Origin of the sequence: Pseudarthrobacter oxydans, assembly GCF_030812335.1 — a bacterium.
Classification (GTDB): Bacteria; Actinomycetota; Actinomycetes; order Actinomycetales; family Micrococcaceae; genus Arthrobacter; species Arthrobacter oxydans_B.
In genome coordinates this window covers 1-21,767 of the sequence record NZ_JAUSSN010000002.1, presented here as the reverse complement: position 1 = coordinate 21,767, position 21,767 = coordinate 1, and the positions used below count along the sequence as shown (strand labels likewise).

Here is a 21,767-nt window from a genome sequence, read left to right as displayed (position 1 = left end):
GGTGGCGAGCGCCTGGGGAAGGTCACTGCGTTGGGGTTGCTGTTGTTGCTCAGTCACAGGGGGATCGTCTCCGGCCTAGGTGAACGGAAGGTGTCCGGCTTCGCTTTGTGTTAATACTCCGCCTCCGGCCGGTCGATCGCACGCTCTTTTCCCGACGTGTTCCCCTGCCCCCGGGCGGCAGGGCCTACGGAACCAGGATGACCTTGCCGGTGGTGCGCCGCTGCTCCAGGTCATCGTGGGCCCGGGCGGCTTCCGCCAGGTCGTAGCGGGCGCCGATCCGGACCTTGAGGCTTCCGTCGGCCACCGCCGCGAAGAGCTCGTCCGAGCGCCAGCGGCGCTCCTGGGCGTCGCGCAGGAAATGGCCAATCGTCGGCCGGGTCAGGTACAGCGAGCCCCCGGCGTTGAGCCGCTGCGGGTCGACCGGCGGCACCGGCCCGGAGGCGGCACCGAAGAGCACCAGCGTGCCGCGGACGCGCAGGGCCGCGAGGGAACCGTCGAAGGTGTCCTTCCCGACGCCGTCGTACACCACGTCCGCGCCGGCCCCGTTGGTCAGTTCGCGCACCCTGGCGGCGAAGCCGTCGTAGCGCAGCACATGGTCGGCGCCGGCCTCGCGGGCCAGCTGCTCCTTGTCCTCGGTGGAGACGGTGGTGATGACGCGCGCGCCCCTGGCCTTGAGCAGCTGGATCAGCAGGAGTCCGACGCCGCCGGCTCCGGCGTGCAGCAGCACGGTGTGTCCGGGCTCGACCTTGAAGGAGGAATTGATCAGGTAGTGCGCGGTGATGCCCTGCAGCGGCAGCGCCGCGGCCGTGAAGTCGTCCACGCCGTGGGGGACCGGCAGCGCCTTGTCCTCATCGATCAGGGCGTAGCCGGCATAGCAGTTGACGCCTTCGGCCGTGGCGACCCGGTCGCCCGGGGAGAAGACGCTCACGCCGTCGCCGAGTTCCTCCACGGTGCCCGAGGCCTCCGTGCCGGGGGTGAAGGGGTAGCCCACCTTGTAGCTGCCGCTGCGCTTGTAGGTGTCGATGAAGTTCACCCCGACGGCGGCGACCTTCACCAGCAGCTGGCCGGGACCCGGAACCGGGCGTTCCACCGGGGCGAGCGTGAGGACCTCGGGGCCCCCGGCCTCGCGGGCGACGATTGCATGCACCTGTGTCTCCTTGCTGCCAGGAAGCTCCGCAATGAACTTCCTGGCTGAATGTCCGGCCGAATTTTCCGGATTGAGTACTTCCGGGCCCGGAGTTCCCGGCCCTGTCCTGCACCATCCTAGGTACACCGGCGCCAACGACGAAGTGACGGCCGGTAACCGGCCGTCACTTGGGGTCAAACAGGAAAATCATGGCCCCGGGCAGGAGGCCTCCGCGGAACCGCGCCGCAGCCCGGTGCCGCCGTCTTAGTAGCGGCGGGTGACGGTCGCCATCGGGCACTCGAAGTGGCGTCCGGCGGAGAGACCGACGTCGTTGAGGTAGCGGACGATGATGCCGTACGACTGCATCAGCGTCGTTTCGGTGTAGGGAACCTGGTGCTTCGCGCAGAACTCGCGGACGATCACGGCGGCCTTGTCGAGCTGCGGCCGGGCCATGTCCGGGAAGAGATGGTGCTCGGCCTGGCGGTTGAGGCCGCCGAGCAGGATGTCCATGTAGCGGCCGCCGGAGATGTTCCGGGACGTCAGGACCTGGCGGCTGAAGAAGTCCACGCGGCTGTCGGCCGGCAGGACCGGCATGCCCTTGTGGTTCGGGGCGAACGAGGCCCCCATGTAGAAACCGAAGACGGCGAGCTGGACCGCGATGAACGCGAGCGCCATGCCCCACGGCAGGAAGGTGAAGGCGAGCACCGGGAGCAGGCTCAGGCGGACCACGAGGATCGGGATCTCAACCCAGCGGTGCGTAACCTGGGCGCGCTGGAAGATGAACTTGATCGAGTCGATCTGCAGGCCCAGGCCCACCAGGAACAGCAGCGGGAAGAAGAGCCAGCCCTGCTTGCGGGTGAGGAAGGAGAACCGTCCCTGCCGGGTGGCGGCGGCTTCCGGGAAGAAGGCGATGGCGCCGGTGGCGATATCGGGGTCCTTCGAAATCACGTTGGGGTGGTTGTGGTGCGCGCCGTGCTTCTGCTCCCACCAGGAGTAGCTGATTCCGGCGACCGAGGTGGCCAGCAGCCGTGCGGCCCAGTCGTTGGCGCGGCGGGAGGCGAAGATCTGGCGGTGTCCGGCCTCGTGGGCCAGGAAGCTCAGCTGGGTGCAGATGATGCCCAGGGCCGCGGCGATGAGGAGCTGGAACCAGCTGTCACCGATCAGGGCGAACCCGAACCAGGTGGCGGTCATCAGGAGGACCAGAACGGAGAACACCGTGATGTAGAAGCCGACGCGGCGTTCCAGCAGGCCTGCGGCCTTGACGGTTTTCAGGAGTTCCGAGTAGCTCAGGACGACGGCGTTCGGCTGCCGGATTCGGGATTTTGGTCGCTCCGGAGTGGCGGTGGTGAGGGTCATGTAGCGCGTGCCTCGAAACTGTAACGGGCAACGCTGCGCCCGACACTCGGACTGCAAGATTGGGGGTCACCCTATACCAAGCATACGCCCCCGGACTGCATTGCCCTCCCGAATCGGAACGACCTGCCCAGGGCAAAGCGCAGCGCGGAGCATGGGCGAAGAGCCCGCCGGGGCCTCCCGGGACCCGGTCCGGACATGGAGCATCGGATGCATAAATATCGGCATCTATGCATACTCTTGCTGTATAGTCGGTGCTATGACTATTTCTGTTGCCGTCTCCGGCGCGAGCGGTTATGCCGGCGGCGAGGTGCTGCGGCTCCTCGCCGGCCACCCCGACGTGACGATCGGCGCCATCACGGCCCACAGCAACGCAGGTTCCAGACTAGGGGAATTGCAGCCCCATCTCCACGGTCTGGCGAGCCGAATCCTCGAAGACACGACGGTGGCGAACCTGTCCGGACACGACGTCGTGTTCCTGGCCCTGCCGCACGGCGCCTCCGCGGAGATCGCGGCGCAGCTGCCGGCCGGAACGCTCGTCATCGACGCCGGCGCCGACCACCGGCTGTCCGATGCGGCCGCCTGGGAGAAGTTTTACGGCTCCCCGCACGCCGGGACCTGGCCCTACGGGCTGCCGGAGCTTCCCGGCCAGCGTGAGGAGCTGCGCGGCGCCAAGCGGATCGCCGTGCCGGGCTGCTACCCGACGTCGGCCCTGCTGGCCCTCATCCCGGGCTTCAGCAACCACCTGCTGCAGGCCGACGACGTCGTCATCGTTTCCGCGTCCGGCACCTCCGGGGCCGGCAAGGCCGCCAAGGTCAACCTGATCGGCGCCGAGGTTATGGGCTCGATGAGCCCGTACGGCGTCGGCGGCGGACACCGGCACACCCCGGAGATCGAGCAGGGGCTCTCCCGTGCCCTGAACGCGCCGGTCACGGTGTCCTTCACCCCCACACTGGCCCCCATGAGCCGGGGCATCCTCACCACCGCGACGGCGAAGGTCCGGCCCGGCGTCACCGCCGAGGAACTCCGTCACGCCTGGAGCGAGGCCTACGACGACGAGCCGTTTGTCCACCTGCTCCCGGAAGGCCGCTGGCCCTCCACCAAGTCGGTGCAGGGATCCAACCACGCCGTGATGCAGCTGGCCCTCGACGGGCACACCGGCCGCGTCATCGTCACCTGCGCCATCGACAACCTGACCAAGGGGACCGCCGGCGGGGCCGTGCAGTCCATGAACATTGCCCTCGGCCTGGCGGAAACCGCCGGCCTCGATCTGCAGGGAGTCGCACCATGAGCATCACCGTCCCCCAGGGATTCCGCGCCGCCGGCGTCACGGCCGGCCTGAAGGCCTCCGGCAACCCGGACCTGGCCCTCGTGGTCAACGACGGCCCCGCCAAGGCCGCCGCGGCCGTGTTCACCTCCAACCGGGTGGCCGCCGCCCCCGTGCACTGGTCCCGCGAGGTCGTCAAGGACGGCCGTGTGGACGCCGTGATCCTGAACTCCGGCGGAGCCAATGCCTGCACCGGCCCGCAGGGTTTCCAGAACACGCACACCACCGCCGAGAAGACCGCCGAGGCGCTCGGTGTCTCCGCCACCGACGTCTTCGTCTGCTCCACCGGCCTGATCGGCGAGCAGCTCCCGATGGACAAGATCCTCGCCGGGATCGGTGCCGCCACGGCAGCGCTCAGCACCGACGGCGGACCCGACGCCGCCACCGCGATCATGACCACGGACTCCGTGCCCAAGCAGGCGCTCTTCATCGGCGCCGATGCCGACGGCAAGGAATTCACCATTGGCGGGATGGCCAAGGGCGCCGGCATGCTCGCCCCCGGGCTCGCCACCATGCTGGTGGTCCTCACCACGGACGCCGACGTCCAGCCGGACATGCTCGACGTCGTGCTCCGGGACGCCACCCGGGTCACCTTTGACCGGGCGGACTCGGACGGCTGCATGTCCACCAACGACACCGTGGTGCTGCTCGCCTCCGCAGCCTCCGGCGCCGTGCCGTCCGCCGTCGACTTCGGCAAGGGCCTGACCCAGGTCTGCGCGGAACTGGCCCGCAAGCTGATCGGCGACGCCGAAGGCGCCAGCCACGACATCGCGATCCGCACGTTCAACGCCGCCAGCGAAAAGGACGCCGAAGTGGTCAGCCGCGCCGTCGCCCGCTCCAACCTCTTCAAGGCCGCGATCTTCGGCAAGGACCCCAACTGGGGCCGCGTGCTCTCCGCCGTCGGAACCACCGACGCCGTCTTCGAGCCCGACCAGCTCAACGTGTCCATGAACGGCGTGCAGATCTGCCGCAACGGCAGCATCGGCGATGACCGCAGCCTCGTGGACCTGGAACCCCGCGAGGTACGGGTCGACATCGACCTCCAGGCCGGCGGGGCCGAGGCCACGATCTGGACCAACGACCTCACCCACGAGTACGTCCACGAAAACAGCGCCTACTCCAGCTAGGCAGTTCCCGGAGGGACGAACAGCATGAACACCGAGACCCGCGAGACCACCTCCATGTCCGATGCCCAGAGCAAGGCCGGCACCCTGATCGAGGCACTGCCCTGGATCCAGCGCTTTGCCGGCACCACCATGGTGATCAAGTACGGCGGCAACGCCATGGTCAACGACGAGCTCCGCCGCGCCTTCGCCGAGGACGTCGTTTTCCTGCACCACGTCGGGATCCACCCGGTGGTGGTGCACGGCGGCGGCCCGCAGATCAACGCCATGCTCAGCCGGCTCGGCATCGAATCGGAGTTCAAGGGCGGGCTGCGGGTCACCACGCCGGAGGCCATGGACGTGGTCCGCATGGTCCTGACCGGCCAGGTCGGCCGCGAGCTCGTCGGCCTGATCAACTCCCACGGCCCCTACGCCGTCGGGATGTCCGGCGAGGACGGCGGCCTGCTCCGCGCGGTCCGGACCGGCACCGTCGTGGACGGCGAAGAGGTGGACCTGGGCCTGGTCGGCGAAGTGATCGGCGTGAACCCGGAGGGAATCCTGGACATCATCGCGGCCGGGCGCATCCCGGTGATCTCCACGGTCGCGCCGGAAATCTTCGAGGACGGCGGCGGCGATCCGGGCGCCAAGCAGGCGCAGACCACCGGCCAGGTGCTGAACGTCAACGCCGACACCGCCGCGGCTGCCCTGGCCGAAGCCCTCGGCGCCTCGAAGCTGGTCATCCTCACCGACGTCGAGGGACTCTTCGCCAACTGGCCGGACCGCTCCTCGCTGATTTCCTCGCTCACCGCGTCGGAACTGCGCGCACTGCTGCCGCGGCTGGAGTCCGGAATGATCCCCAAAATGGAAGCCTGCCTCAAGGCCGTTGAGGGCGGCGTCGAACGCGCGCACATCGTCGACGGCAGGCTGCCGCACTCGATGCTCCTGGAAACCTTCACGACGGCGGGCATCGGCACCCAGGTCGTCCCGGACGAGGACAACAAATGAACCCGACCGAAACAGCACCGACCACGGATCTCGAGCACTCCCCGGTGGGCGAGCTCGTCCACTCCCATGCCACCGGCGCGCAGTGGCTGTCCCGCTACAACTCCTCGCTGCTGGGCGTCTTCGGCACCCCGCAGCGGGTCCTGGTCCGCGGCTCCGGCTGCCTGGTCTGGGACGCCGACGGCAAGGAATACCTGGACCTGCTCGGCGGGATCGCGGTCAACGCCCTGGGCCACGCCCATCCCTTCGTCACCTCGGTGATCTCCAGCCAGCTCGCCACCCTGGGCCACGTCTCCAATTTCTTCACGAGCCCCACCCAGATCGCCCTGGCCGAGAAGCTGCTGGAGATCACCAGGGCACCCGCAGGGTCCAAAGTGTTTTTCGCCAACTCCGGCACCGAAGCCGTCGAGGCGGCCTTCAAGCTGGCGCGGCGCAACGCCGGACCGGAGGCGCAGCCGCGGACCCGGATCATCGCCCTCGAAGGCGCCTTCCACGGCCGCACAATGGGCGCCCTGGCGCTGACCGCCAAGGAAGCCTACCGGGCGCCGTTCGCCCCGCTGCCCGGCGGCGTCGAACACCTTCCCTTCGGCGACATCGACGCCCTCCGCGCCGCGGTGGACAACACCGTCGCCGCGGTCTTCCTCGAACCGATCCAGGGCGAGGCCGGGGTCCGCCCGCTGCCCGACGGCTATCTGCGGGCGGCCCGGGAGGCCACCAGCGCCGCCGGTGCCCTGCTGATCCTGGACGAGGTCCAGACCGGCATCGGCCGCACCGGCAAGTGGCTCGCGAGCGAGGACGCCGGGATCATGCCCGACGCCGTGACCCTCGCCAAGGGCCTCGGCGGCGGCTTCCCGATCGGCGCCCTCGTCACCTACGGCCCGGACACGTCCGCCCTGCTGACCGCCGGCCAGCACGGGACCACCTTCGGCGGCAACCCCGTCGCCACCGCCGCGGCGCTGGCGACCCTGCACGTGCTGGAAAACCAGCAGGTCCTGGGCCACGTCCGGGAGGTGGGGGAGCACCTGCGTGCCGGCCTCGCCGCGGTCGACGGTGTCACCGAGGTCCGCGGCGAAGGGCTCCTGATCGGCTTCGATCTGGATGCCGACGTCGCCCCGGCCGTCGTGACCGCCGGCCTCGGGGCGGGCTTTATCGTCAACAGCCCCGGCCCGCGCACCATCCGCCTCGCGCCGCCGCTGATCCTCACCACCGAACAGGCCGACCGCTTCCTCGCGGCACTGCCCGCCCTCCTCCAGACCGCAAAGGACGCCCAGTGACCGCGACTGACACTTCGACCGTGACTTCTAACAGCCAGGTCCGCCACTTCCTCAAGGACACGGACCTCACCCCGGCCGAGCAGGCCGAGGTCCTGGACCTCGCCGTCCGGATGAAGGCCGCCCCCTACAGCGTCCAGCCCTTCGCCGCGGAGGGCAGCGGGCGCCAGACCGTCGCCGTGATCTTCGACAAGACCTCCACCCGGACACGGGTGTCCTTCGCCGCCGGCGTCGCCGACATGGGCGGGAACGCGCTGATCATCAACCCGGGCGAGGCGCAGATCGGTCACAAGGAATCGGTCGAGGACACCGCGAAGGTCCTGGAGCGCATGGTGTCCACCATCGTCTGGCGCACCGGCGCCCACTCCGGGCTCGTGGCCATGGCCGCCAACTCCCGCGTGCCGGTCATCAACGCCCTGTGCGACGACTACCACCCCTGCCAGCTCCTCGCGGACCTGCTCACCATCAAGGAACACAAGGGCGACCTGGCGGGCCTGACCATGAGCTACCTCGGCGACTCCGCCAACAACATGGCCAACTCCTACCTGCTGGCCGGCGTCACCGCCGGCATGCATGTCCGCATCGCCGGCCCGGACGGCTACCTGCCGTCCCCGGCCATCATCGCCGCGGCCGAAGACCGTGCCGCGGAGACCGGCGGCTCGGTGCTCGTCACCGTGGACGCCGCCGAAGCGCTGCTCGGCGCCGACGTCGTCGCCACCGACACCTGGGTGTCGATGGGCCAGGAGGACGAGAAGGAGGCCCGGCTGCAGCTGTTCCGCGGCTACGCCGTGGACGAGGCGGCGATGAAGCTCGCGGCGCCGGACGCCGTCGTGCTCCACTGCCTGCCCGCCTACCGCGGCTACGAGATCGCCGCGGCCGTGATCGACGGCCCGCAGTCCGTCGTCTGGGACGAGGCCGAGAACCGGCTGCACGCCCAGAAGGCACTGATGGCGTGGCTGATGCACCGCTCCGGCCTGGCTATGGTCGAGGGGCTGGCGCCGAATCGGACGCAGACACCGAAGGCTCTCGGATAGTGTCCGTCCAGCCCGCCTCGCCGGGGGCCAGCCCGGCCACCAAGACGGCCCGGCAGGCGCGGATCACCGCGATCCTCACCAGTGAGTCGGTCCGCTCACAGGCCGAACTCGCGGCGCTGCTCGCGGACGACGGCGTCCAGGTCACCCAGGCCACCCTGTCCCGGGACCTGGTGGAGCTGGGCGCGGTGCGGGTGCGCGGCAAGGACGGCGTGCTCGTCTACGCGGTGCCGGGGGAGGGCGGGGAACGCGCGGCCAAGAGCGGCGTCACCCAGGAGATCCTCGACGCGCGTCTGGCCCGGCTCTGCGCCGAACTGCTGGTCACCGCCGAAGCGTCCGCGAACATCGTGGTGCTCCGGACGCCGCCGGGTGCCGCCAACTTCCTGGCCCTCGCGATCGACCACTCCGTGATGCCCTCGATCCTCGGCACCATCGCGGGCGACGACACCGTGCTGCTGGTCACCCGGGACCCGCTGGGCGGGGCCGACGTGGCCGCCCGCTTCCTGCAGCTAGCCGAGGAAGCCGGCACCGGCTGAGCCTGCCCGGCCTGAAGATTGGGCCTGCCACAGGGATGTGACAGGCTTTCAGTAGACAAGCTTTTCCCCGACATTTTTCCCAAACAACTAAGGAGCATTTCAAGTGACTGAGCGTATTGTGCTGGCCTACTCCGGCGGCCTGGATACTTCCGTAGCCATCGGCTGGATCGGCGAAGCGACCGGCGCCGAGGTCATCGCCGTGGCGGTCGACGTCGGACAGGGCGGCGAGTCGCTGGAGACGATCCGCCAGCGTGCCCTGGGCTGCGGCGCAGTCGAGGCCTACGTGGCCGACGCGAGCGACGAGTTCGCCAACGAGTACTGCATGCCCGCGCTGAAGGCCAACGCCCTCTACCAGGGCCACTACCCGCTGGTCTCCGCGATCTCCCGCCCGGTGATCGTCAAGCACCTCGTCAAGGCCGCCCGCGAATTCGGCGCCACCACGGTGGCCCACGGCTGCACCGGCAAGGGCAACGACCAGGTCCGCTTCGAAGTCGGCATCCAGACCCTCGGGCCGGACCTGAAGTGCATCGCCCCGGTCCGCGACCTCGCCCTGACCCGCGACAAGGCCATCGCCTTCGCCGAGGAAAAGGGACTGCCGATCGAGACCACCAAGAAGAACCCGTACTCGATCGACCAGAACGTCTGGGGCCGCGCCGTCGAAACCGGCTACCTCGAGGACATCTGGAACGCCCCCACCAAGGACATCTACGACTACACCGCCACCCCGGAATTCCCGCCGGCACCCGATGAGGTCATCATCTCCTTCGAGGCCGGCATCCCGGTCGCGATCGACGGCGTCAAGGTCACGCCGCTGCAGGCGATCAAGGAACTCAACCGCCGCGCCGGCGCCCAGGGCGTCGGCCGGATCGACGTCGTCGAGGACCGCCTCGTCGGCATCAAGTCCCGCGAAATCTACGAGGCACCGGGCGCGATGGCGCTGATCACCGCGCACAAGCACCTCGAGGACATCACGGTCGAGCGCGAGCAGGCCCGCTTCAAGGCCACCGTCGGCCAGCGCTGGTCCGAGCTGGTCTACGACGGCCAGTGGTTCTCGCCGCTCAAGCGCTCCCTCGATGCCTTCATCGAGGACACCCAGCGCTACGTCTCCGGGGACATCCGGATGACCCTGCACGGCGGCCAAGCGATCGTCAACGGACGCCGCTCCGAGACCTCGCTCTACGACTTCGACCTCGCCACCTACGACACCGGCGACACCTTCGACCAGTCGATGGCGCGCGGCTTCATCGAGCTGTGGGGCATGTCCGCCAAGGTGGCCTCCAAGCGCGACCTCCGCGTCGACGGAAAGTAGCCCCTGTGGCTGAGCAAAAGTCCGAAGCTACCAACACCGGTGCGCTGTGGGGCGGCCGGTTCGCCGGCGGCCCCGCGGACGCTCTTGCCGCGCTGAGCAAGTCCACGCACTTTGACTGGCGGCTGGCCCGCTACGACATCGCCGGGTCCAAGGCGCACGCCCGCGTGCTGCACAAGGCCGGCCTGCTCGACGACGCCGAGCTCGAGGGCATGCTGGATGCCCTGGGCCGGCTGGACGAGGACGTCGCCTCCGGCGCCTACCTGCCGGCGGAGTCCGATGAGGACGTGCACGGCTCGCTGGAACGCGGACTGATCGAGCGCGCCGGCACCCAGCTCGGCGGCAAGCTCCGCGCGGGCCGGTCCCGCAACGACCAGGTGGCCACACTGGGCCGGATGTTCCTGCGCGACCACGCCCGGATCATCGCCCGCGGCGTGCTCGCCACGATCGATGCCCTCGTGGAGCAGGCCAAGGCGCACCAGGGCGTGGCCATGCCCGGCCGCACCCACCTGCAGCACGCCCAGCCGGTGCTGCTCAGCCACCACCTGCTGGCCCACGCCTGGGCGCTGCTGCGCGATGTGCAGCGGCTGTCGGACTGGGACAAGCGCGCCGGCGTCTCGCCCTACGGCTCCGGCGCCCTCGCGGGCTCCTCCCTGGGCCTGGACCCGGAGGCCGTGGCCGCGGACCTGGGCTTCTTCTCCGCCACGCACAACTCGATCGACGGCACCGCCTCCCGCGATGTCTTCGCCGAGTTCGCATGGATTACGGCCATGATCGGGGTGGACCTCTCCCGGGTGTCGGAGGAGGTCATCCTGTGGGCCACCAAGGAGTTCTCCTTCGCCACCCTGCACGATTCCTACTCCACCGGCTCCTCGATCATGCCGCAGAAGAAGAACCCGGACGTGGCGGAACTGGCCCGAGGCAAGGCCGGCCGGCTGATCGGCAACCTGACCGGGCTGCTGGCCACCCTGAAGGGGCTGCCGCTCGCGTACAACCGCGACCTGCAGGAGGACAAGGAGCCGGTCTTCGACGCCGCCGACACGCTGGAGGTCCTGCTCCCGGCAGTCTCGGGCATGATTGCGACGCTGACGTTCAACACCGAACGGATGGAGGCGCTGGCGCCGCAGGGCTTCGCGCTGGCCACGGACATCGCCGAATGGCTGGTCCGCCAGGGCGTTCCGTTCCGCGAGGCGCACGAGCTCTCCGGCTCCGCGGTCAAGCAGGCCGAAAGCCGCGGCGTCGAACTCTGGGACCTCACGGACGCGGAGTACGCGGCCATCTCCGAGCACCTGACGCCGGAGGTCCGGACGGTCCTCAGCACCGAAGGCTCGCTGAACAGCCGGAACTCCCAGGGCGGCACCGCACCGGCCGCCGTCGAGCGCCAGCTGCTGGCCCTCGAGGGTGAGCTCGCCGCCGTCCGCGGCTACGCGGGGTAGCCGCCACTCCGGACCCTCCCTCAGTTTCGGCAGGGTTTAGGCCGACGCTCTCTCACTTTCGCCAAGAAAGTGAGAGAGCGTTGCCGATTTTCACGCAATAACTTTCACGCAATAACTGAGGGGGCGTTCTGTGTTTGCCGCTGGAACCTCCCCGCTAGCATTGCGACATGAGCGAAACGTTCCGCCAGCTGCTGCGCGCCCTGCCCGATTTCCCCGAACTGCTCCCGGACTTCGACCCGGACGCCGCCCCCGCGGACCCGGCGGAGCTCTTCCGGCTCTGGCTCGAGGAGGCGCTGGCCGCCGGTGTCCCGCAGCCCAACGCCTGCAGCCTGGCCACAGCGGATGAACTCGGGCGGCCGTCCTCACGGATGCTGATCCTCAAGGACATCGACGCCGACGGCTGGCACTTCGCGACCTCCCGGGCATCGCGGAAGGGGCACGAACTCGCGGCCAACCCGCACGCCGCCCTGAACTTCTTCTGGCAGGGGCAGGGCCGTCAGGTCCGCGTGGCCGGGCACGTCGTCGAGCTGTCCGCCGAGGCCTCGGCTGCGGACTGGCACGCCCGGCCCGGCGCGGACGGCAGCGACAACCCGGACTGGCAGCTGTACGCCCTTAGGCCCCGGGAAATCGAGTTCTGGCAGGCCCGGCATGACCGCCGGCACCTGCGCCACCGCTTTGGTCCGGAGTCTTTCAGTTAACCGGCATTTATCCGGTGTTGGAAGGACCTTCGTATTAGGATGATCGCCATGACCACCATCACCCCGGAAAAACTCCTGGACGAACTCCGCCGCGCCGCCGGAATCGTGGCTGGAATCACCGCCAGCTTCTCCGACGAGGACGTCGTCAAGGCGCCCTCGGAACTGCCGGGCTGGACCCGCGGCCACGTGCTGGCCCACATCTGCGGGATCGCCAATGCGATGGCCCGCCAGCTGGAATACGCCGCCCGGGGCGACAGCATCGAGCTCTACGACGGCGGCTACGAGGGCCGGACCCGCGCCATCGAAATGGCGGCCGGACACACGATCGCGGAACACCGGGCCGACGTGGACGCCGCCCTGGACCGGGCGCTGCAGGCCTTTGGCACGCTGGACGACGACGGCTGGCAGGCGCCGATCAGCTTCCGCGGGGGAGTCGTCTTCGACGGCGGACTGGCGCTCTGGCGCGAGCTCGTTATCCATGCCACCGACCTCGGCACGGGCCGCGGGCCGGAAACCTGGAGCCGGCCGTTCTGCGAGCATCTCTTCGATTTCCTCGCCGAGCGGGTGCCGGAAGGACAGCGGTTCGTGCTCCAGCCGCTCGGCCTGCCAGCCGTCTCGATCGGTACCCCCGGCGGCCGTTCGACCGCCATCAACGGGATGCTCACCGATATCGCGGCCTGGCTCGCGGGACGGACCCCGACCCTCGGCAGCCTGCGCGCCACCGCGGCGGCCGACGGCGTGGACCTCCCCGCGCTGCTGCCCTGGCCGGCCGGAGTGCCCGTCACCCCGTAGCACTCAAGCCCCGGGTCTTGCGCCCCTGCCACCCGCGCCCCCGGGACTCGCGCCGAGGTGTCATTTGACGCCCATGATCCGCCGCGACATGGGCGCGAAGTCTCACCTCTGCGCCGGGCACCCGGCGCCCGGCTCTCACATGCCCCGGGACTCGCGCCGAGGTGACATTTGACGCCCATGACCCGCCGCGACATGGGCGCGAAGTCTCACCTCGGCGCCGGGCACCCGGCGCCCGGCTCTCACATCCCCCGGGACCCGCGCCGAGGTGACATTTGACGCCCATGACCCGCCGCGACATGGGCGCGAAGCCTCACCTCGGCGGTGTGCGACTGGCGTTACGCTTCCTCGGCGCCGTGCGGCTGGCGTTACGCCACGGCGGCGGCCTGCCGGCGTTCCCGATCCAGCAGGCTCTCCTTGATGGCCAGTCCCCAGCGGAAGCCGCCCAGGCTGCCGTCGGTGCGGATCACCCGGTGGCAGGGGACGAACAGCGCTGCAGCGTTGAAGGCGCAGGCACTGGCCGCGGCGCGCACGGCTTTGACGTTGCCGGACAGCTCCGCGTACTCGGTGTAGGTCACGGGGTGGCCCGGCGCGACCGTCCGGAGGACATCCCACGCGTGGCCCCGGAACGGACCGGACTTCTGCAGCACCGGAACCGCCATGGCGGGTCCGGGGTTCCCGGCATAGAAGTCCTCCACCGCCGCCGAGATGCCGCCGAGCCCCGTGACGGTCTCGTACTCCGCGGGGAGCAGCTCCGGATGGATCTGGCCGGTCAGTTCGCCGGGCACGGCAGTCCACCCCGAGGCCAGCACGGTCCCGTCCCGGGCAATGATGGTGAACGGGCCGTCCGGGGTGGACATGGTCAACAACTGGGCTTTCATTGGATCGCTTTCTTCGGAGTCTGCGGTGAAACCTGCACTGGAGTGTCTGTTGGACCCTGCGGTGGTGTCTGAGGTTCAGTCGGGGACGGCTTGCGCGCCGCGGCCTGGGCGGCCGCTGCAGCGCGCCAGAGGTGCATCGTGGCGTAGGAGCGCCAGGGGCTGAGCTCCCGGAAATCAGGACTCAGGGCTCCCTCGGGGCCCGCTGCCGCGACGTCGGTCTTCCGGGCGAGTGAGCGGATGCCATTGCGCACCGCTGCGTCGTTGGCCAGGAAGACATCCGGGGCGCCGATCACGCGCATCGCCACATAACCCACCGTCCACGGCCCCACACCGGCGAGGGGCAGCAGTTTGGACTCCAGGCCGGGCAGGTCGTCGCCGTAGCCGAAGTCGAGCCCTCCCGAGGCCATCGCCGCCGCGGCGGCGCGGACGGAATCGATGCGGCGCTGCGGCCCGCGGAGCAGCTCGAAACCGTGCCCCGCGATCTGCTCCGCCGTCGGGAACAGCCGGTGCAGGCCGTCCGCCGGGACCAGGCTGTCGCTGCCGGCCGCGGACAGTTGGGTGAGGGCGGTACGGGCTGCCGCGACGGTGATCTGCTGGCCGATCATGGCCCGGACCAGCAGCTCCTGCGGGTCGACGGCGCCGGGCATCCGTATCCCCGCAGTCGCGGCGACACTGGCTGAGAGCCGCGGATCCGACTCCAGCGCACCGTCGATGGCGACCGGGTCGGCGTCGAGGTCCAGCAGCCGGCGGACCCTGCTGAGCAGGGGCGGCAGGTCCCGCAGGTCGACGGCGCCGATGGTCAGCACGAGCGGGCGGCCCGGGGAGCCGGCGTCGTAGTCCACCCGGAAGCGGGCGTCGCCGTGGGCCAGGCGCAGGGTTCGGGCGTAGGAAGTGGACGAGCCTTCCTCGATGCCGGGGATGGCCCGGACCGCGAGGAAGTCGAAGACGCCCGGGTCGAACGGCTCGCGGTACGGCAGATTGAGCGTCAGGGCCGTCGTCGACTGGGCGGCCGGGCCCGACGGACGGTGGTGCCGGGCCGTGGCCCGCAGCGCCGAGGGTGTCATGGCGAAGACCTCGCCGATGGTCTCGTTGAACTGCCGCACGCTGCTGAAACCGGCGGCGAAGGCAATGTCGGCGACTTTCATGGACGTGGAGACGAGCAGGGTGCGGGCGGTCTGGGCCCGGCCGGCCCGGGCCAGCGACAGCGGTCCCGCGCCGAGTTCGTGGCTCAGGATCCGGTTGAGCTGCCGCGAGGAGTAGCCCAGCCGGGCGGCCAGCCCCTCCACGCCGTCGCGGTTGATGACACCGTCATTGATGAGCCGCATCGCGCGTCCGGCAATGTCGGAGCGCACGTTCCAGGCCGGCGTGCCGGGGACTGCCTCGGGCAGGCAGCGCTTGCAGGCCCGGTAGCCGGCGTCGTGCGCGGCGGCGGACGTTTCGTAGAAGGTGACATTCCCCGCCTTGGGGGTCCGGGCCGGGCAGGAGGGCCGGCAGTAGATGCCCGTGGTGCGGACAGCGGTGTAGAACTGCCCGTCGAACCGGGTGTCCCGGGCATCGATTGCCCGGTAGCGCTGCCAGAAGTCCATGGGTTCATCCTGCCAGCTTCCGGGAACAGCTGCTAGCGGAAATCGGACACGGCTGTGGAGGGGGACAGGTGCCGTTTGTTAAAGTCGGAGCATGACGTTGACGCCTCCCCTCCGTGCGCCGGGCCGTGGACTCCCTGCCGGCGGGCCGTCCGCGGACGCACTCCGGGAGCTCCTGTCCCTGGACGCCCGGCAGGTGGCGCCCCTGCTGCTCGGCGCGGTGCTGACGCATGAGGGGAACGACGGCCCGGTGTCCGTGCGGATCACGGAGGTGGAGGCCTATCTCGGCCCGCATGACTCGCCGCACCCGGACCCCGGCTCGCACACCTTCCGCGGCGCGACCGCGCGCAACGCCCCGATGTTCGGCCCGGCCGGCCATCTCTACGTCTACTTCACCTACGGCATGCACCACTGCGCCAACATCGTGTGCGGGCCGGCCGGCGTCGCCTCCGCCGTGCTGCTGCGGGCCGGCGAGATTGTGGCCGGCGAGCAGCTCGCCCTCAGCCGGCGGCCGGCGTCGAAATCCCCCAAGGACCTGGCGAGCGGCCCGGCCCGGCTCGCCACGTCGCTTGGAATCACGACGGCGGACAGCGGCAGGGACGCCCTCCAGGCCCCGTTCGGACTGGAGCTCCCCGCCCTGCAGGCTGTGGACGTCAGCGCCGGGCCGCGCGTCGGCGTCTCCGGCGCCGGAGGCTCCCACGACTACCCCTGGCGCTTCTGGCTGACGGGTGATCCGACCGTCTCCCGCTATAAGGCGGCGAAGGTGCGGACGGCCTAGCCGGGCGGCTGCGGTGATTCTGGTGGTTTGGTGGTTCTGGAGGTCTACCTGGGACCGGCGGCGGGGGAGGGGTATCGGATGGGCGAGGGCAAGCGCGGCAAACCACGCAGCGAGCTCGAGAGGCTGGAGATCTTTGTGCAGCTGGCCGCCGACTATTTCCGGATGGTCGAGCTGTTCAGGCCTGCTGACGGACCGGTGCCGGCGGCTTCCCCCGAGGCGGAGCGCCGGCAGTGGGTGGAGCTCTTCCGGGCGGCCCTGCTGCGGAAGTTCATCGTGCGGGATGAACACGTGTCCCTCAAGCTGGTGGTGAGGGCGCTCCGCCTGTGCAATTACGCGGAAGACCGCAGGCTCGCGGAGGGGACGGAGGCGGTGGCGGAACTGTTCACCGCCGAGATGGTCCAGGGCCGGCAGCATGAGGTGCCCGGACCGGCCCAGGACGACGGTCGTGAGCTTTTCGAGGACGTTCTCTACGGACGGCTCCTGCACGGTGACGCTGACCGGTTCCGCCGTTCCGAATGGGCGAAGGACCGCGACCGCCTGGGTGCGGCGGCGGCCCGGCGGTTCGACGCGGAGCATGCGCTCAGCAAGGCACTCGACGTCGTTAGCTACGGACTCGCGCACGGGCTCCTGCGGTCACCGGCCACACCGGCCAGCGACGAACCTCCAGCCACCGGCGCGGCTCCAGCCGGCGACGCGCCGGCCGGGCCAGCTCCAGCCAGCGACGCGGGCCCGGCCGGCGCCGCGGCACCAGCCAGTAAGGTTGATGGGTGAATCATAGCGAGCACCACCAGACCACGATGACCCGGAATGAGACCACCGCAGCGGTGGATGAGCTGATCAGCAGCCTGTGCGCCACGATCCCCGACTACCCCAAGCCCGGGATCGTCTTCAAGGACCTGACCCCGGTCTTCGCCGACGGTGCCGCGCTGAAGGCTGTCGTGAACGCCCTGGTGGAGCCGTTCGAAGGCCAGTTTGACGCCGTCGCCGGGGTGGAAGCCCGCGGTTTCCTGCTGGCTGCCGCGGCGGCGTACGCCACCGGCACCGGCGTCATCACCGTCCGCAAGGCCGGCAAGCTGCCGCGCGAGGTGGTCTCCGAGGACTATGCGCTCGAATACGGCAACGCCACTTTGGAACTGCACACTACGGACCTCGCTCCCGGCAGCCGCGTCCTGATCCTCGACGACGTCCTCGCCACGGGCGGCACGCTCGGCGCCGCCGTGCGGCTCTTCGAACGCTGCGGAGTCGAGGTGGCCGGCGTGGGCGTGGTCATGGAACTCGGCGGACTCGGCGGGCGCTCGGCCCTGGACGGCCACCGGGTCAGCTCCCTGCTGCGCCTGTAGCCCCCGCCCCGGCCGCGGGCGAATCACCGCCGGGAGGAGTGGACGATTCCGCGCGCCTCGGTAGACTTCCTGCACAAAACAGACATGTGCCGGTGGGGAGACCGAAATGGTTGTAGAATGGTTGGTCTGTCTTTTTCGATAGGGGAACGTTCGATGCACGACGCTGATTTGGCCCATGAACGCGACTACGTGGCCGGACTTTACGCCCGGCTGGATGAGCTGCGGGCGGAAAAGCGCGCCCAGCTGGCGCAGGTACGGCGTGCAGGAGCGGTGGGCACCATGCAGAACGTCTCCGAGCGGGACGCATTCGCCGCGCTGTACGAGGACCGCCTGGCGCAGCTCGACGCCGTAGACGACCGGCTAGTGTTCGGCCGCCTCGACCTCGACTCCGGGGAGGCCCAGTACATCGGCCGTATCGGCCTGACCACCGATGACCTCCAGCGCCTCATGCTGGACTGGCGCGCCCCCGAGGCCGGGCACTTCTACCAGGCCACCGCGTTCGACCGGCAGGGTGTGCGCCGCCGCCGCCACCTGATCCTGCAGGGCCGCGAGGTCAAGGCGATCGAGGATGACGTCCTCGACGCCGACCTGCTGGCCGACAACGAGTCCCTCCAGGGCGAGGGCGCCCTGCTCGCGGCCCTGAACTCCAAGCGGACCGGACGGATGTCGGACATCGTCGGGACGATCCAGTCCGAGCAGGACCGGATCATCCGTTCGTCGATTTCCGGTGCCCTCGTGGTGCAGGGCGGACCCGGCACCGGCAAGACCGCCGTGGCGCTGCACCGCGCCGCCTACCTGCTCTACACCCACCGTGACCGGCTCAAGACTGCCGGCGTCCTGCTGGTGGGCCCGTCGTCGTCGTTCATGAAGTACATCGAGCGCGTCCTGCCGTCGCTGGGCGAAACCGGCGTCGTGATGGCGAGCGTAGGGCGCCTGATGCCCGGCATCCACGCCATCGCCGAACCCGATTCCGCGGTCGCGGCGATCAAGGGACGGCTCGACATGGCCGAGGTCGTGGCGAACGCCGTGGCGAACCGGCAGCGCATCCCGGCAGAGAACCGCGTCCTCGAAGTCGATGGGCGCAAACTCCTGCTCACTCCCCGGCAGGTCCGCCGTGCCAGGGACCGGGCCCGCTCGACCGGCAAGCCGCACAACGAGGCCCGTGTCTCGTTCGTCAAGATCCTGCTGCGCGAACTGACCGAGCAGATGACGGAACTCGTGGAAGCCGGCAGCATCGGCAACAACGCCGACCGCTCCTATCTGGCCGAGGACGTCCGCTCCGCGCGGGACGTCCGCATCGCCCTGAACCTGTGCTGGATGCCGATGACGCCGGAGAAGCTCATCGGGGAGCTCCTCAGCCGGCCGGCGATCCTGGCAGCCTGCACTCCGCACCTCACCCCGGCCGAGCGTGAACTGCTGCTCCGGCCCGCCGACTCTCCGTGGACCGAGGCGGACGTGCCGCTGCTGGACGAGGCCGCCGAACTCCTCGGCGAACTCGACGCGGCCGCGGGCCGGGGACTGGCCCAGCAGGAACACGACCGTGCCCGCGACCTGGCCAATGCCAAGCAGACGCTGGTCAACATGGAAACAGCCGGCGTGGACGTCCTGATCTCCGCGGAAGAGCTCGTGGACCAGAACCAGGAACGCGAGGCCCGGCTGACCGCCGCCGAGCGCGCGACGACGGACCGCAGCTGGGCGTTCGGGCACATTGTCGTGGACGAGGCCCAGGAGCTCTCGCCGATGCAGTGGCGCCTGCTGGTCCGCCGCTGCCCGCTGAAGTCCTTCACCATCGTGGGCGATATTGCCCAGACGAGCTCCGTGGCCGGCGCCAATTCCTGGCACAGCGCCCTCGCCCCCATGTTCGGCGACCGCTGGCAGCTCGAGGAACTCACGGTCAACTACCGCACGCCCTCGCAGATCGCGGAAGCGGCGGCCCGGATGGCCAACGCGGCGGGGCTGGTGGTGTCCGCACCGAAGGCGGTCCGCGAGGGCCGCTGGGCGCCGGTGATCGACCGCGTCGAGCGCGGCGGGATCATCAGCAAGCTCGTGGAGGTCCTGCCGGAGGAGCTGGGCGCGCTTGAGGGCGGCCTGCTGGCCGTCATTGCCGACGGCGAGCTCCTTCCGGAGGCGACCGCCGCGCTGCGCGCAGTCTATGGACGCCGCGTCGGCACGGATGCCGGCAGCTATGTGCAGGACATCGTGGTGATCAGCCCCCGTGAGGCCAAGGGCCTGGAGTTCGACGGCGTTGTGGTGCTGGAGCCGTCGGCGATGCTCAACCATGAGCACGGCCGGGTCGGGGACCTGTATGTGGCCATGACCCGGCCCACCCAGCGGCTGCGGCTCATCGCCTCCGCCGGGGTGCCAGCCGGCATCGAGGACTGAGACCCGCCGTCGGGCGCCCGGCCGCCCGCCGGTCACACGCGCTGACGGTGCCCGGATCCTGCTAACTTAGATTCCGTGTCCCAGCTAAATGATCTACGTTCCCAGCAGAATGACCCCAGCTTCGCCAACGTGTGGCAGGAGCTGAAATGGCGAGGCCTGGTCCACGTCTCAACCGATGAGGCGGAGCTGGAGAAGCTCCTCGCCGGCGACCCCGCGACCTACTACTGCGGCTTCGATCCCACCGCGCCAAGCCTGCACCTGGGCAACCTGGTCCAGCTGCTGCTGATGCGCCGGATCCAGCTGGCCGGCCACAAGCCCCTCGGGCTGGTCGGCGGCTCCACCGGCCTGATCGGGGATCCCCGGCAGACCGCCGAACGCGTGCTCAACACCCCCGAGACGGTCGCCGAGTGGGTTGGAAAGCTGCAGGCGCAGGTCCAGCGCTTCCTCAGCTTCGAGGGTGACAACGCGGCCAGAATGGTCAACAACCTGGACTGGACCGCGCCCCTGAGCGCGATCGACTTCCTTCGCGGGATCGGCAAACACTTCCGGGTCGGCACCATGATCAAAAAGGACATTGTTGCCAACCGACTGAATTCCGACGAGGGGATCAGCTACACGGAGTTCAGCTACCAGATTCTTCAGGGTATGGACTACCTGCAGCTCTTCCGAGACTACGGCTGTGTTCTGCAGACCGGCGGGTCGGACCAGTGGGGCAATCTCACGAGTGGCACCGATCTCATCCGCAAGGTCGAGGGCAAGCACGTCCACGCGCTGGGTACCCCCCTCATCACGAACTCCGACGGCACTAAGTTCGGCAAGAGCGAGGGCAACGCCATCTGGCTCGATCCGGAGATGTGCAGCCCGTACGCCTTCTACCAGTTCTGGCTCAACACGGCGGACAGCGACGTGGCGGCACGCCTGAAGGTGTTTACCTTCCTGAACCGTGCCGAGATCGAGGCCCTGGAAGCCGCGGTTGCCGAGCGACCCTTCGCCCGCGAAGGACAGCGGAAGCTGGCCTACGAGGTGACCTCCCTCGTCCACGGTGTGGACGCCACGGAGAAAGTCATCGCTGCCTCTGCCGCCCTGTTCGGCAATGGTGACCTCAGCGCCCTGGACGAGGCCACGCTCAAGGCGGCGACGTCCGAACTCCCGTCAGCCACCGTTGATGCCGGCAGCCTGGGCATTATCGAACTGCTGGTCGCCACGGGCCTGTCGGAGAGCAAGTCGGCCGCCCGCAGAACCGTGGGGGAGGGCGGGGCGTACGTCAACAACGCCAAGGTCGCGGATCCGGACGCCGTGATCGAGCCCGGCCAGCTGCTGCACGGACGCTACCTGCTGCTGCGCCGGGGCAAGAAGAACCTCGCAACTGTGGAAGTTTCCGCCGCCTAGAACGGCACCACACGCCACCTGCACCCTCCTGCCCGACACAGTTGCAAGGTCGGGCCGGAGGGTGTATTGTTTTCTGAGTCGCCACCGCAGAGTGGTGACCAACCCCAACAAAAATAGAGAAGCAATTCTTCTAGCGCTTTCGGCTCCCCTGGAGCACGCGGCGCAAGAATGAAAAATTGCTTCACATTTTGGTGGGTGCAATTGTTCCACCGAGTGGAATTTAGATGAAAATCTGGATTTGCAAAGTGGATATGAATGAAATAAGCTTCAAATATCGCAGCGAAGAAAAAGCGAAACAAAAGAATTCAATTGTATTGAATTGTTTCGGATAGTACTTCGAATGTGTCTGTTGTTTGAGAACTCAATAGTGTGCCAAGTTTGTTGATACCAATTTATTGTATTGAATTGGTTGAATTGACTGGATCCGCCACCCCGT

19 protein-coding genes are annotated in these 21,767 nt (G+C 69.1%); 15 read left to right on the top strand and 4 right to left on the bottom strand.

Annotated elements, in window-relative coordinates:
* Positions 1 to 184: 184 nt before the first annotated feature.
* Both J2W14_RS03280 and J2W14_RS03275 read right to left on the bottom strand, forming a co-directional pair.
* Positions 185 to 1,147 carry a quinone oxidoreductase family protein gene (locus tag J2W14_RS03280; protein ID WP_307458360.1) on the bottom strand — a complete coding sequence of 321 codons (963 nt, stop codon included), beginning with the start codon at positions 1,145 to 1,147 and terminating at the stop codon, positions 185 to 187.
* A 243-nt stretch (positions 1,148 to 1,390) separates the two neighbouring features.
* On the bottom strand, positions 1,391 to 2,482 hold the full coding sequence (locus tag J2W14_RS03275; protein ID WP_307458357.1) for a fatty acid desaturase family protein: 1,092 nt from the start codon (positions 2,480 to 2,482) through the stop codon (positions 1,391 to 1,393).
* A 256-nt stretch (positions 2,483 to 2,738) separates the two neighbouring features.
* Between J2W14_RS03275 and argC the strand changes: the two genes are divergently transcribed.
* From argC to J2W14_RS03225, 10 genes are all read left to right on the top strand, one after another.
* Positions 2,739 to 3,770, top strand: a complete 1,032-nt coding sequence (argC, locus tag J2W14_RS03270) for an N-acetyl-gamma-glutamyl-phosphate reductase (protein ID WP_307458355.1) — start codon at positions 2,739 to 2,741, stop codon at positions 3,768 to 3,770.
* Positions 3,767 to 4,933 carry a bifunctional glutamate N-acetyltransferase/amino-acid acetyltransferase ArgJ gene (gene argJ, locus J2W14_RS03265; protein WP_307458352.1) on the top strand — a complete coding sequence of 389 codons (1,167 nt, stop codon included), beginning with the start codon at positions 3,767 to 3,769 and terminating at the stop codon, positions 4,931 to 4,933. Before argC ends, argJ begins: the two co-directional genes overlap by 4 nt.
* A gap of 24 nt (positions 4,934 to 4,957) precedes the next feature.
* The gene (gene argB, locus J2W14_RS03260) at positions 4,958 to 5,914 is read left to right on the top strand and encodes an acetylglutamate kinase (protein ID WP_307458350.1); all 957 of its coding nucleotides are present in this window, start codon (positions 4,958 to 4,960) and stop codon (positions 5,912 to 5,914) included.
* Entirely contained in the window at positions 5,911 to 7,185 is a 1,275-nt protein-coding gene (locus tag J2W14_RS03255; protein WP_307458348.1) for an acetylornithine transaminase, read from the top strand. The genes argB and J2W14_RS03255 overlap by 4 nt, the downstream gene beginning before the upstream one ends.
* A gap of 20 nt (positions 7,186 to 7,205) precedes the next feature.
* Positions 7,206 to 8,216 (top strand): ornithine carbamoyltransferase, encoded by a 1,011-nt coding sequence (argF, locus tag J2W14_RS03250; protein ID WP_307458344.1) that lies wholly within the window; start codon positions 7,206 to 7,208, stop codon positions 8,214 to 8,216.
* Positions 8,216 to 8,749 carry an arginine repressor gene (locus J2W14_RS03245; protein WP_307458340.1) on the top strand — a complete coding sequence of 178 codons (534 nt, stop codon included), beginning with the start codon at positions 8,216 to 8,218 and terminating at the stop codon, positions 8,747 to 8,749. Before argF ends, J2W14_RS03245 begins: the two co-directional genes overlap by 1 nt.
* Before the next feature lie 103 nt (positions 8,750 to 8,852).
* Complete coding sequence (locus tag J2W14_RS03240) at positions 8,853 to 10,058, top strand: argininosuccinate synthase (protein ID WP_307458337.1); 1,206 nt, start codon at positions 8,853 to 8,855, stop codon at positions 10,056 to 10,058.
* A gap of 5 nt (positions 10,059 to 10,063) precedes the next feature.
* On the top strand, positions 10,064 to 11,491 hold the full coding sequence (argH, locus tag J2W14_RS03235; protein WP_307458335.1) for an argininosuccinate lyase: 1,428 nt from the start codon (positions 10,064 to 10,066) through the stop codon (positions 11,489 to 11,491).
* A 167-nt stretch (positions 11,492 to 11,658) separates the two neighbouring features.
* Entirely contained in the window at positions 11,659 to 12,189 is a 531-nt protein-coding gene (locus tag J2W14_RS03230; protein ID WP_307458333.1) for a pyridoxine/pyridoxamine 5'-phosphate oxidase, read from the top strand.
* Between the two features lie 48 nt (positions 12,190 to 12,237).
* The gene (locus J2W14_RS03225; protein ID WP_307458330.1) at positions 12,238 to 12,981 is read left to right on the top strand and encodes a maleylpyruvate isomerase family mycothiol-dependent enzyme; all 744 of its coding nucleotides are present in this window, start codon (positions 12,238 to 12,240) and stop codon (positions 12,979 to 12,981) included.
* Positions 12,982 to 13,346: 365 nt separating this feature from the next.
* Here J2W14_RS03225 and J2W14_RS03220 read toward each other — a convergent pair whose 3' ends face one another.
* Together J2W14_RS03220 and J2W14_RS03215 are read right to left on the bottom strand one after the other, a co-directional pair.
* Positions 13,347 to 13,859, bottom strand: coding sequence for a methylated-DNA--[protein]-cysteine S-methyltransferase (locus J2W14_RS03220; RefSeq protein WP_307458327.1), 513 nt, complete (start codon positions 13,857 to 13,859; stop codon positions 13,347 to 13,349).
* Complete coding sequence (locus J2W14_RS03215; RefSeq protein WP_307458325.1) at positions 13,856 to 15,445, bottom strand: DNA-3-methyladenine glycosylase 2 family protein; 1,590 nt, start codon at positions 15,443 to 15,445, stop codon at positions 13,856 to 13,858. The genes J2W14_RS03220 and J2W14_RS03215 overlap by 4 nt, the downstream gene beginning before the upstream one ends.
* 91 nt (positions 15,446 to 15,536) lie before the next feature.
* Between J2W14_RS03215 and J2W14_RS03210 the strand changes: the two genes are divergently transcribed.
* The 5 genes from J2W14_RS03210 to tyrS all read left to right on the top strand — a co-directional run bounded on the left by J2W14_RS03210 (position 15,537) and on the right by tyrS (position 21,331).
* Complete coding sequence (locus J2W14_RS03210) at positions 15,537 to 16,220, top strand: DNA-3-methyladenine glycosylase (RefSeq protein ID WP_307458323.1); 684 nt, start codon at positions 15,537 to 15,539, stop codon at positions 16,218 to 16,220.
* 27 nt (positions 16,221 to 16,247) lie between these two features.
* The gene (locus J2W14_RS03205; protein WP_307458320.1) at positions 16,248 to 16,991 is read left to right on the top strand and encodes a hypothetical protein; all 744 of its coding nucleotides are present in this window, start codon (positions 16,248 to 16,250) and stop codon (positions 16,989 to 16,991) included.
* Positions 16,992 to 17,017: 26 nt separating this feature from the next.
* On the top strand, positions 17,018 to 17,560 hold the full coding sequence (locus J2W14_RS03200; RefSeq protein WP_307459358.1) for an adenine phosphoribosyltransferase: 543 nt from the start codon (positions 17,018 to 17,020) through the stop codon (positions 17,558 to 17,560).
* Between the two features lie 153 nt (positions 17,561 to 17,713).
* The gene (locus tag J2W14_RS03195; RefSeq protein ID WP_307458318.1) at positions 17,714 to 19,942 is read left to right on the top strand and encodes a HelD family protein; all 2,229 of its coding nucleotides are present in this window, start codon (positions 17,714 to 17,716) and stop codon (positions 19,940 to 19,942) included.
* A gap of 75 nt (positions 19,943 to 20,017) precedes the next feature.
* On the top strand, positions 20,018 to 21,331 hold the full coding sequence (tyrS, locus tag J2W14_RS03190; RefSeq protein WP_307458316.1) for a tyrosine--tRNA ligase: 1,314 nt from the start codon (positions 20,018 to 20,020) through the stop codon (positions 21,329 to 21,331).
* Positions 21,332 to 21,767 lie beyond the last annotated feature (436 nt).